This is a genomic window from Alteromonas sp. KUL106, from assembly GCF_009811415.1.
In the GTDB taxonomy this organism is placed as follows: domain Bacteria; phylum Pseudomonadota; class Gammaproteobacteria; order Enterobacterales; family Alteromonadaceae; genus Alteromonas.
Genome location: NZ_BLIG01000062.1, coordinates 1 through 11,097 on the forward strand (window position 1 = coordinate 1; position 11,097 = coordinate 11,097).

Here is an 11,097-nt window from a genome sequence, read left to right on the forward strand (position 1 = left end):
CCCCGATGCCGAAGAACATTATCATCAAATATTAGAGCCATTTCACCAGCGCCAGCTAGTGGATAAATTTGGCCGTATGAGTGTAAGAATACTATGGACCGATAATAAAAAAGAGGTCATTGTAGTATTTCGAGGGTCGCTTGGCGTTAGAGACTGGTTAGCAAATTTGGTTTTCCTCCCCTCTAGAATTCAACAGGTCGATCGCAAGTTTTTTGTGCATTGGGGATTTAGTCGATTGCTTGCAGAACCGATGTATTCAAGCACGAAATCTATTGAGCAAGCTCTCCCACTTCGAGAACTGCTGGTAAAAGTGCTTGAGCAATTGCGCCAACAAGGAAAACGCTTTTCATTTATAGGGCATTCATCAGGTGGTGCGGTAGCAGTGTTAATGGCGGACTATTTTGAAAGAAAAAATGCGAAAGCCGTCAAACGCGTTGTAACATTTGGTCAACCCGCGGTTGGCAGTCGCTCTTGGTTTAAGCACTACCTACTACATCACAAAACCTATCGCATTTGTTGCGATCTGGATATGGTGACATTCATGCCACCTTTCCCCTATTACTTTTGGCACGTTGGCAAAATGCTGTAGCTGCACGACGACAACATCTACGAAAACACCCCCACTCATGAGCGATTCTTGAAATTATTACAAAGTTGGTTGTTGCGACCTATCACCTACCACTACATGCGAAAGTACATCAGGAACAAGTCGTTGTTTGACGAGCATTGACGTATCTGAGGACTAGAGATCTCGCAGGATTTCATCATAAACACCACTAGCTTGGATATTCGCAAGCCCTTGATTAAATAAATCAATAAAGTGCTGAGCGTCTGCGTATTGCTTGCTGAAAATGACATAAAATGGTTTGAGGAAAAGAGGCACTTGCGTCATTGATAGCTGCTTTGTCTGCGCTTCGTCAAATTGGGTCTGCAAGAGATATAACCCACGTGCTCGTCAATTACAACCGCATCAATCCTTCTCATTAGCAACCTGTCTATCAGCTGGGAGTAAGTGCCTGCCCTATTTATTTTGATAAGGCCTTTATCTTCAAGTGGCTGCAAAGACGGGTACGCTGCGTGAGCGGTCCCTCCGAACTTCGAGAATCTAACTTTTAATAATATACTATGTGCATATCAAGGCCAGCTCCTGTAGCTGGCCTTTTCTAATCCGCTTTCTGTTTAAAATTTCAATTATTTTACGCGCTACCTCAGTGGATAATAGACAGTTCCTCCAGCGTCAAATTATTTTACACTACGTTAACAAATAACGTTCTCATATTGTTAGTACTCGGTAAAATCGTCTATAAAACGGCCAGTTATATTTCTGGTGCAAAATATGCTTCTTTGCTCGTCGAACGATTTAAGGGTCCACCTTTGTCTTATCGTTCATTCATAGAAAACGCATTAGTCTGTTCAAGACTTTCTACAAAAATTATTGCTCGGTGAATAATCATTCAGATTAACAATTGAATTATTGTCAGTATCGATTGTTTGATGGACTAAGTGGTTTGAGCACATTAGTCAAATTGAATAAGGGATTACTTGATGAAAAAAAATCTACGTCGTATTAAATCAATATTCGCACTTGTCGTGTTGTTTGGTTCATTTAATGCCAATGCGGTCATGATTTCATTATTTGCCTCACCAAATGTGTTGGAGCTGAATGAAAACTTCACCTTGGATGTCGTTATTTCCGATTTGGGAACAGGCATGTCGCCGAGCGTTGGAGCATTTGACATCGATGTGTTGTTCAATAACGGTATGTTGCAATTTAACAGTGCAACTATCGGTGATGGATTAGATTCATGGGCTGGTATTTTTTTCTCTGCCACTGAAATGGGCGGAACGGTAAGTGCAAGCGATACTGCGCTGGACGATGAAGCAACAATTGACGCAAACCAACCTGATAGCTTTGTTTTATTTAGTCTGAATTTCACCGCGTTACTGAGCGGGACAACTGAGTTGTATCTCGATATACAGTCTATTTCCAACACTGCGGGAACAGCCCTCATCAACGATTTTCAAACCATGGATGCACGTGTCAGCATATTGCCTGATGTGAATGTACCTGAACCCTCTTCATTTCTTTTGCTATTGCTAGGCTTAGCGTGGTTACTTAAGCCCAGAAAGCAAAACCTGTACTTCTCGTCGCCAGCACTTTCTTAGTTGGCGACAATTTCTAACTTACAAAAATATAGGAGGATGTATGCATTTCTCAGTTAAAACGCGCCTTTTACGCACGTTAGCATTTTGCCCCATGTTTATTGCAAGCGCTGCCATGGCAGAATCCGTCGCGCTTACTTTTGAAGTCACATCAAAGAGTGAGGGACAGGTGGATTTTGTTGTTGTTGCAGAAAACATTAGCCTTGCCCCTTTACACGATGTGACCCTTCAAACCTCAGACGGCTTCAACGCCACTCTTGAATATGGTGACATTAATCCAGGACAAAAAATTTCACGACCAACATCGCTTTATTGGCAGCCAGACCAAGAACCACCAAGTGTAAGTTGGTTAGTTGAATACGTAGATGAGCAAGGAAATCTTCAAACCGAAACACACTAACAATCACAGGCCTTCAGCTAAGAATGAAAGGGGATTTATGACAGTACCTGACAGTGTCTGTATCTAATGCTGAGGCTAACAATTTACCTACTGTTTTTAAGCATGGAGAGTATAAAATGTGTAGTTCTCGTCGAAAAGCTCATCACGGTTTGAGCGGCTGTTTATTATTTTTATTTAGTTTAATCGTTTCGCCACTTGTTTTTGCCAAGACAGACTTGGTGTTTATTGTTGATGGCTCAGGAAGTATTAGTGCCACAGACTGGAACATTCAGCGACAAGGTATCGTCTCTGCTCTACAAGACCCGCTTGTAGTACCCCGCGACGGTGAAATTACCGTTACTGTTGTTCAATTTGCCTCTACTGCTCGCATCGAATTTCCATACCGCGTCATCGATTCAGAGGCAGATGCTCAGGCTGCCATTAACGCAGTACAATCGATGAGCCAATATAGCGGCTCAACTGGCCCCGGGTATGGAATTGCACTAGCGACTAATCACTTAATTGGTAATGGCGCATTGGAAGAGGACTTTCAGAGTTACTGTATGTCTACAGATGGCAGTCCAAATTCTGGGCCAAGTGTAAGCAGCACAATTTCATCGGCACAGTCTGCTGCTTTTACGCTCGACCGTTTTAGTGTAATTGCGATAGAGGATCCACCATTCTTCTACGCTGCAGACGCTCAAAGCAATTATGGATCTCAGGTATTTGGCGGTGGCGCGGTATTTGTTGTAAACAACTTTACACAATTTGCTAGCTTCGTCGGTTCTTTGTGCTTGGGTGAACCATTAAAACTGGTGGGAATGGAAGTAACGCAAGTTATTCAAGATCTTGAGAATAAAGTCGCGCTTGTTGAGGATAAGAAGACATTAGTGAGAACGTACTTGGAACCTGCAACAGGTACTGATCCTGTCAAAGCGTCGGCTCGCTTAAAAGGAACGAGAAATGGCGTTGAATTGGCTGGCTCACCTTTAACAGCTGTCAACTCTGGTGGTTCGATTGTGGCTAAGCCAGATGCACTAGATCGAAGAAAAAACCTTAGTGACAGCCTTAACTTCAGACTACCTGATTCATGGTTAAGCGGTGAGGTCACACTCGAGTTAGAGGGGGTTGGCGGTACGTTGGACTGCAAAGAATCGGCTGGTCCAACAGCGAACGATTGTAAAACTACCGTAACATTTAATTCAGGCTCTGATTTTGAGGTTAAGCTGGTTAAAGTTAAATACGAAAATGGCGGTTCAACTATCGTTCCAAGCAGTGCTGATATAAACGAATTGGAACGTCGCTTACTTGCCACCTACCCCACAGCAAATATCGATAGAACAACCGGAACGCTGGATTTAGGCTCAGTTAATCACCCTCAAGCAGGTGACGTTAACTCTAGCTTAGAAACCATGCGCTTTCTTGATTTTTGTTGGAATATTTTTCCTTTTAACTGTAAACGACTTTACTACGGAGCCGTGGATCAAACCGGGCAGCTACGCTACGGCACAGGATTTACAGGAGGTCTCGCAAACGATATTCCGGGTTCAGTGTCTACAGGTGTTATTCGAGATGGGAATGCTTACGGTCGCAATCGACATGGGCATGAAATCGGCCATACTATCGGACGTCATCATGCAACCAATGCCGCTTTAGTAGGTACAGTGGTCTCTGGCAGTACAACCTATGAAAAAGGCCCTTGTAATTCTGTAGCTGATAGTGCTGCGCCAAACTTCCCTAACATCTTTAATGTTAATGGCGCTCAGCGCGCTACTATTGGTCCTATGAATTCGGGCCAAGACAAACTCGTGTTCGGTTGGGATAGTCAAAGAAATTCCGTTGTTGACCCAGAACAAACCTTCGCAATGATGAGCTACTGTGGGCCGTTTAGATGGCCATCTGATTTCACCTATGAAGGTATTCGAAATTTTGTAAACGGCGCGGCTTCGGCAAGTTCACTTTCTGTTGCTTCGGCAAATGACGCATTGTTCCAGCCCACACAGATGTTATCGGCCACACAAGCGTGGATATTAGTGAGAGGAATCATTGATATAGATGCGGAGTCGATTGTATTTAAGCCTGTAGTCTCTTTCGAATTGGATACGGGTATTACACCGCCTTATCCAACAGGAAATGACTATGTGCTCATTGTAAAAGATCAAAATGGTGTTGAGCTTAATAGATACCCATTTACACCGCCTATCATGTCAGGTGATTCTGAAACTGGCAATGAAGTGTCACCAGAAACGCCTATTGAACTAGGGCTAGTAAATATCCCAGTAATGGCGGATGCTAATACGGCCGAATACGTTGTTGAGAAGCAGTCTAATGACGCTGTTTTGGGTTCGTTGGTTGCCAGCGATAATGCGCCAGAGGTTACTGTTGTTTATCCCAATGGTGGTGAAGTACTTAACCCTCCTGATGCTGATTTCAAATGGACTGGCTTAGATGCTGACGGCGGCCCGCTTACCTATACTGTACAATTTAGTGAAGATGGCGGAAGTACTTGGGAAACCCTGGTTACTGACTACACTGATACAACGCTAAATGTCACGCTGAGCGATATAGCGCAAACACTCAACGGACTATTACGCGTGCAAGTCAGTGATGGATTTCACACTGCTCAGGACACATCAGATTCAACATTTATTACACCTAATACACCGCCTTCCTGTGATATTGTAAATCCGCTAGACAACAGCAGTTTTGTTGGCGTCCAACCTATTGTTTTTGATGCCTTTGTTAGCGATGCAGAAGGAGATGTCAGCAATGTACAATGGTCTAGCAATCTAGATGGTAATATCGGAAACGGCGAGAGCATAATTTCTGAACTTGGAAGTGGTTCGCTACCTTCTGGAATTAGACGGTTAAGAGAAGGTACGCACACTATTACCATGACATGTTCAGACAGCGGTGGCTTAACTGACTCAAGCTCAGTCACCATAGAAGTAAGCCTGATTCAGCGACAAATTAAAGGCGATGCTGATAACGATGGCGACATTGATATGAATGACATCAACTTGTTGCGACAAGATTTGGGCAATTCTATCGATGGTATTAGTTGCGGTGCCAAATGTGATATGAACGATGATGCTGTGATAAACGCATTGGATATGCGTTTGGCGGCTATTGCCTGTACAAGGCCAGGCTGCGCTATAGACTAAGAGGTATCCGTAAAGTGAAAAGGCGCTTCGGCGCCTTTTTTGATTATAAGGCTAACCCAATGAATCAAGGTACTCAGCGTGTAGTAAAACTGTTGCTGGTAGCGTGCTGTGTAATGTCAGTGATGAGTTGCGCAGATGAAAATACGGTGGAAAAGTCTTTTGGTTCCACAGAAGAAGCGGCGGTTTTCGGTACGGCATTTCACCTCAGTGATGTGCAAACACTCCCCAATATCCCACTAACGAATAGTGTTGTTCTAGCTGTTCCACATAATGTCTGGCTAACGTGGGGCCCTAGCCTTGTATCAATATCTTCCGATAATTTACGACGTTTACAACGTCGATGGGACAGTCAATTGATGCCTTTGGATGGGGTAACTACAGCTGTTATAGACGAAAAAGGTCGCTATAAGATGGAAATAGAAACCGGAGAGTACGTATTCTGCCTTGCCGATACAAACAGCAGTCTAAACGACGCACCGAAATTACCAAACGTTTTAGTTGGATGTACTGAAAAGCTAACGATAGCCACACTTCCCTATGCCTTAGATCTACGTTTTGGTGAATTGGGTGTTCATCACATTGAAAAACCATAAGAATAGTTCAATGGAACTTATACACATTCACCTGCCATAGATTGAAAGAATAGTGGACTCATAATATCTGCCTTAACGCTACAAAATATTAAGAAACGCCACCAGCGCACTTATTTCATCATCGCTTAAACTAAGTGGCTGTAGAAGCGGGGTCGTTTTGGGATAGTGCGGATCCATTGCGTTCTTTCTATTCGGTTTTGGCTTAAAGCCTCCCGCATTATATTGTTCAATCATGGGTCTGAATTGCACAAAAAGCCCGTTGTGCATCCAAGGGCCCGTTTTAGAGATACCTAATAGTGATGGAGTTCTAAACTTCCCAATATCCTGCGCATTTTTAGTGAACTCACTTCTTCCCAAGTCCTCAAAAGACAAGCCGTAACGGTGAAATCCTGTAACGTGGAAATCATTATCGCTAAGCAGTGCACCTTCGTGACATGTCATGCATTTCGCTTTCGTTCTAAAAAGATGTAACCCTTCTAGCTCAGATTCAGAAAGCATAGCTTGTGCTTTTTTAGGCGCTTCTTGAGCCAAAGCAATAAAGCGCTGATACTTCGAGTCTGGCGGTGGGATTGTACGTTCAAACGCAACCAGAGCCATCGCTAACATCGCTGATGTGATGTGCTCTTTTCCGTAGGCTTCGTCAAACGCTGCTTTATAGTCTGTCGAAGTATTTAAGCGCTTTAGTGCTTCTTCTAATGGCAAATCCATTTCTATTGGATTTTCTATTGGCTTTAACGCTTGCTCAGTGGCAGTTTGCGCCCGACCATCCCAAAAAAGACCACCACAAAGACAGGCAATGTACTAATTATTAATGCACACCAGTATTACCTTTTCACGGAAGGCAAGCTAAACGCATCTTTCGTCGATAAAGCAGTAACGCTGCTTGAAGCTAAAGGCTACAACACTCGGGTAGTGACAATGGCCGAAGAACACAACGTTGAAGAACAGTTGGCCCATCATCAGTGGGCTGACATCGTTCTTCTACAGGCCCCAATTAATTGGATGGGTGTGCCATGGTCATTCAAGAAGTACATGGATGAAATCTACACTGCAGGTATGGGTGGCGCCTTAAGTGCCGGCGACGGTCGCGTTGAAGAAGCGCCGAAGAAAAACTACGGTACAGGCGGTACCCTTACTGACGTTAAATACATGATGTCTTTAACCTTCAATGCACCAGAAGAGTCATTCAACGACAGTGAAGAGTTTTTTGAAGGTAAATCTGTAGACGATTTACTGTTTCAAATGCATATGAACTTTAAGTTCTTCGGCATGAAGCCAATGGAAACTTTCGCCAGCTTTGACGTAATGAAAAACGCCGATGTGGAAAACGACTTTAAACGTTTTGAAGCTCACATTAATAAGCATTTTTAAGGAATTATCATGACTACTGAATACACCAATAAGTTACATGCAGGTTCTGCTTTCCCCGATATTTCAGCAACGTTGTTAAATGGCGAAACTAAAAAATTAGCGACACCTGAGAACGGGCTTGATTGGAAAATGGTGGTGGTTTACCGAGGACAACATTGTCCACTTTGCACTCGATACCTCAATCAACTTGAAAGTGTTAGGGGTTATCTTGCCGAAACTGGCGTAGATCTCATCGCAGTGTCTGGCGACAGTAAAGCGCAGCTTGAAAGTCACCTACCTAGGTTGGATATTAACTTTCCAATTGCGTACGGGTTAACGGTGGAGCAAATGGAAGAATTAGGCGTTTATATCTCTTATCCAAGGTCGCCTCAAGAAACTGATCACCCGTTTTCTGAGCCAGCGCTGTTTGTTGTGAACAATGAAGGCAGTGTGCACGTTGCTGATATTTCTAACAACCCATTTGTTAGACCTGAGTTAGAGACATTAGTAAGTGGTTTGGGCTGGATTCGTAATCCCGATAACAACTACCCTATTCGCGGTATGCACAAATAGGAGCTTCTATGAAAAAAGTGGCTAATTTCTTAGCAGCCCTTTTAGCAACGGGTACTATGTTAACTGGGTGTGCTATGGCGAACGATGACAATACAGGACACGCTCATATTGTATCGCCAAAGCACTACACTCTTCTCTTAGAAAACGAAAACGTGCTCGTTTTAAAGATGACGCTTCAGCCCGGCGAAGAAGACACTTGGCACAAACACAATGCTGAAACCGTTTATTTTGAAGATGGCGGAAAAGCCATCATCAAAACAGCTGACAAAGCAATGACCTTGGAAATCCCTGATGGTTATGTCATGTGGCATGACGAATGGGAGCACCAAGTTAAAAATATTGGTGACTCAACGATTACTGCAATAATTGTGGAAGCTAAATAACCAAGCCTTCGATTATAGTAAGTGGTAGCAACGCTTTTAAAGTTAGTGTCACGGCTACTTGGCACTAACTTCAATATCTCTGCGTAAACGCTTGGTTACTCCAGTCTTTTTTCGCCAGCGGACAACTTTCGAAACAATCTTTATTTGATTTTTATAGCGTACACATTATATTAACGCTCGTCGAAATTCGACATTCAAAATCAGAAAGGGAAATATAATGAAAAAAATAATTGGACTAGCTGCAGCAAGCCTTATTCTTACCTCAGGTTGTGCCACCATTCTTACCGAAGACACACACAAGATAAACGTTACAACATCTAGCGGTGAGACAACTACAGTTACTGTTGATGGCATGTCTCAGACCGTACCTGGCGTTGTTACAGTTAAGAAAGAGAACAAAGACAAAGTACTAGTTGCTGACGATGCAAAATGTACTGATGTTAGCCTAAACAAAGAAGTTGAATCTGCATTTTTCATCAACATCATAAGTGGCGGTGTATTCGGTTCGTCTACCGATTACGGCTCAGACAAAATGTGGAAATACCAAGATTCAGTAAGCGTACCTTGTAAATAAGCTATGTTTATTCGATTTTTAAAAGGAAGCATTCTTGCTTCCTTTTTTTTGATTTTTGCGGCTAATTCAACGACCGGTGAAGTTACCCAACCTAGCGACACAAAAGTCGATAGAGAAACGTTACAGCAAATAGCTAACGATCCCTTATGGCACTTGTTGTTACAACTTAAAGATGGGAAACCAATAACCAACGACAGTTCTATTTATATCTCAAAGTCGTTCGTTAGCCCTTTAGAGGAAGCCCAAAATACCCTTGCCCTTTTTCAGCACAATACCCAGAATAGTTGTAACTACCCTGCGCGTTTACGGCTGTTCAAACGCTATATACCCGAATTTGAATCCATATTACCTGATCAACTTTGTGCAGAATATCGCAAGTTTATAAACAGTGTTCCTGCCGAAAGTATCAAGCTAATTTACGCCTCAGAAAATGTCACATCAGCGAGCTCTATGATGGGGCATATTATGCTTCGTCTAGATGGAACTAACGATAAAGGCATTCCCGTTAAACACGGCATTACATTCTTTACAGAACTAGACTCTTTAAACGTTCCTCACATCATGTACGAAACATTGATTACAGGAAAAGAAGGCGTATTTAAGGTTGCGCCTTACCAAGAATTTGAGCAGTTCTATCTGTATGAAGAGCAAAGAAACATTTGGCGATACACGCTAGATTTCGACGAGCAACAGCGCCGCTTTGTACAAGACTACATATGGGAATTGGGACAACAGAGCCCCGCCTATTTTTTTCATATATTTAATTGCGCCACCGTTACACAGTTATTGGTGAATATTGCTCGACCTGCGCAATTAAATCAGGTTGCGAGTTGGTTGACGCCGCTTGACGTTGTTAAGTTTGCTCAAGCAAATTCTCTAGTTGCATCGACTCAATTCGTCCCTTCTAATAAATGGGAGATAACCACGTTAGAAGAAAGTATAGGAAGCTTACGCGCGTCTACTATATCTTCTCATTTGGCTCTTGCTCAGCTACATTCATTATCACTTTCATTTGTAGAAACTAAATATGCCCAGGCACTTAACCAGTACCTCCGCTCAACACAATCACTTTCAGAACAGAAATATCAAGAGAACTTCGCTGAAATTGCAGCATATAACGCTAAGTATAAAAATCTTTCTCTAGACGTATCTGCGCTACCCGTTCCTTCCACTCGCCAGCAAGAAGGCTATGTTGGCACAGGTTTCATTCATCAAGACAGTCGTTCTTTCATGTCAATTCGAGCCTTTCCTGTTGCAAGAAGGCTCGCCGACGATAACAGAAGCATGATTGGTGAAACCGAGCTTATCTTGGCCGACGTTGAGTTCAGAGTGGGTCTAGAGCAAAACGACTTGGGTGATATCTATGTGGATAAAGCCATGCTGTACCAAATGGTGTCGCGAGTACCTGTTACACAAAATGTCAGCAACTGGTCATCCTCATTTAATATTGGGATAAATCGCGTGCTAACTGGCGAGCGAAAACGCAAACTCATGGTTCAATCGGAATTTGGTTTAGGCTTCACCCGTGAAGTTATGCAAGGTTTAGGAGTGTATAGCGACATCATTATTGGTGCAGGCGCAAACAAGGATGAAACTTTCGTATACGCCAAACCCGTTATTGGATTATATGCCTATACGAAACTTGATAATAAGTTAGCTATTCGCTTAAGTCGGGCTTACAACCAGTACGGTAGTGACGAACCAATCGATGAAGCCTCGTTTAGCTTGCACCAATATGGTTTTCAAAACATCGCGTTAGATTTTGAAGTGAATATTCAGAAAGTTGCTAATGAATATGAATCCACCGCTTCTTTTATGCTGGGTTATCGTTTTTAGGCTATTTGACGTAAGGTACTTTTTTGGGGGTCTATGGGGTGACATTATTTGCTGATCAGTAACAATTGAAGTCCCCCTACAA

General features: G+C 42.9%; 12 protein-coding genes. 10 read left to right on the forward strand and 2 right to left on the reverse strand.

The window, feature by feature from the left end; all coding sequences use genetic code 11:
- A partial coding sequence (locus tag GVO63_RS19045; RefSeq protein WP_236552216.1) for a thioesterase domain-containing protein occupies positions 1-589 on the forward strand: 589 nt, incomplete at its 5' end.
- Between the two features lie 153 nt (positions 590-742).
- On the opposite strand, the gene GVO63_RS19050 is transcribed toward GVO63_RS19045, so the two are convergent.
- Entirely contained in the window at positions 743-934 is a 192-nt protein-coding gene (locus GVO63_RS19050) for a hypothetical protein (RefSeq protein ID WP_159581996.1), read from the reverse strand.
- Positions 935-1,545: 611 nt separating this feature from the next.
- Here GVO63_RS19050 and GVO63_RS19055 point away from each other — a divergent pair.
- The 4 genes from GVO63_RS19055 to GVO63_RS19070 all read left to right on the forward strand — a co-directional run bounded on the left by GVO63_RS19055 (position 1,546) and on the right by GVO63_RS19070 (position 6,299).
- On the forward strand, positions 1,546-2,166 hold the full coding sequence (locus GVO63_RS19055) for a cohesin domain-containing protein (protein ID WP_159581998.1): 621 nt from the start codon (positions 1,546-1,548) through the stop codon (positions 2,164-2,166).
- Positions 2,167-2,206: 40 nt separating this feature from the next.
- On the forward strand, positions 2,207-2,563 hold the full coding sequence (locus GVO63_RS19060; RefSeq protein ID WP_159582000.1) for a hypothetical protein: 357 nt from the start codon (positions 2,207-2,209) through the stop codon (positions 2,561-2,563).
- Positions 2,564-2,679: 116 nt separating this feature from the next.
- On the forward strand, positions 2,680-5,706 hold the full coding sequence (locus GVO63_RS19065) for a DUF1194 domain-containing protein (protein ID WP_159582002.1): 3,027 nt from the start codon (positions 2,680-2,682) through the stop codon (positions 5,704-5,706).
- Between the two features lie 59 nt (positions 5,707-5,765).
- Entirely contained in the window at positions 5,766-6,299 is a 534-nt protein-coding gene (locus GVO63_RS19070) for a hypothetical protein (RefSeq protein ID WP_159582004.1), read from the forward strand.
- A gap of 78 nt (positions 6,300-6,377) precedes the next feature.
- Here the strand turns inward: GVO63_RS19070 and GVO63_RS19075 are convergent, their stop codons facing one another.
- Entirely contained in the window at positions 6,378-7,097 is a 720-nt protein-coding gene (locus tag GVO63_RS19075) for a cytochrome c peroxidase (protein WP_308469308.1), read from the reverse strand.
- On the opposite strand from GVO63_RS19075, the gene GVO63_RS19080 reads away from it, so the two are divergent.
- The 5 genes from GVO63_RS19080 to GVO63_RS19100 all read left to right on the forward strand — a co-directional run bounded on the left by GVO63_RS19080 (position 7,053) and on the right by GVO63_RS19100 (position 11,015).
- Positions 7,053-7,670, forward strand: a complete 618-nt coding sequence (locus GVO63_RS19080; RefSeq protein ID WP_236552217.1) for an NAD(P)H-dependent oxidoreductase — start codon at positions 7,053-7,055, stop codon at positions 7,668-7,670. The genes GVO63_RS19075 and GVO63_RS19080 overlap by 45 nt on opposite strands.
- 9 nt (positions 7,671-7,679) lie before the next feature.
- Complete coding sequence (locus tag GVO63_RS19085; RefSeq protein WP_159582006.1) at positions 7,680-8,222, forward strand: redoxin domain-containing protein; 543 nt, start codon at positions 7,680-7,682, stop codon at positions 8,220-8,222.
- An 8-nt stretch (positions 8,223-8,230) separates the two neighbouring features.
- The gene (locus GVO63_RS19090) at positions 8,231-8,605 is read left to right on the forward strand and encodes a hypothetical protein (protein WP_159582008.1); all 375 of its coding nucleotides are present in this window, start codon (positions 8,231-8,233) and stop codon (positions 8,603-8,605) included.
- 217 nt (positions 8,606-8,822) lie between these two features.
- Positions 8,823-9,179, forward strand: coding sequence for an adenosine deaminase (locus tag GVO63_RS19095; protein ID WP_159493517.1), 357 nt, complete (start codon positions 8,823-8,825; stop codon positions 9,177-9,179).
- A gap of 3 nt (positions 9,180-9,182) precedes the next feature.
- Entirely contained in the window at positions 9,183-11,015 is a 1,833-nt protein-coding gene (locus GVO63_RS19100; protein WP_201285160.1) for a DUF4105 domain-containing protein, read from the forward strand.
- Positions 11,016-11,097 lie beyond the last annotated feature (82 nt).

Excerpts from the sequence above, each read along its gene's own strand:
- GVO63_RS19055 (WP_159581998.1), top strand. The coding sequence starts at position 1,546 with ATGAAAAAAAATCTACGTCGTATTAAATCAATATTCGCACTTGTCGTG.
- GVO63_RS19060 (WP_159582000.1), top strand. The coding sequence starts at position 2,207 with ATGCATTTCTCAGTTAAAACGCGCCTTTTACGCACGTTAGCATTTTGC.
- GVO63_RS19065 (WP_159582002.1), top strand. The coding sequence starts at position 2,680 with ATGTGTAGTTCTCGTCGAAAAGCTCATCACGGTTTGAGCGGCTGTTTA.
- GVO63_RS19070 (WP_159582004.1), top strand. The coding sequence starts at position 5,766 with ATGAATCAAGGTACTCAGCGTGTAGTAAAACTGTTGCTGGTAGCGTGC.
- GVO63_RS19085 (WP_159582006.1), top strand. The coding sequence starts at position 7,680 with ATGACTACTGAATACACCAATAAGTTACATGCAGGTTCTGCTTTCCCC.
- GVO63_RS19090 (WP_159582008.1), top strand. The coding sequence starts at position 8,231 with ATGAAAAAAGTGGCTAATTTCTTAGCAGCCCTTTTAGCAACGGGTACT.
- GVO63_RS19095 (WP_159493517.1), top strand. The coding sequence starts at position 8,823 with ATGAAAAAAATAATTGGACTAGCTGCAGCAAGCCTTATTCTTACCTCA.
- GVO63_RS19100 (WP_201285160.1), top strand. The coding sequence starts at position 9,183 with ATGTTTATTCGATTTTTAAAAGGAAGCATTCTTGCTTCCTTTTTTTTG.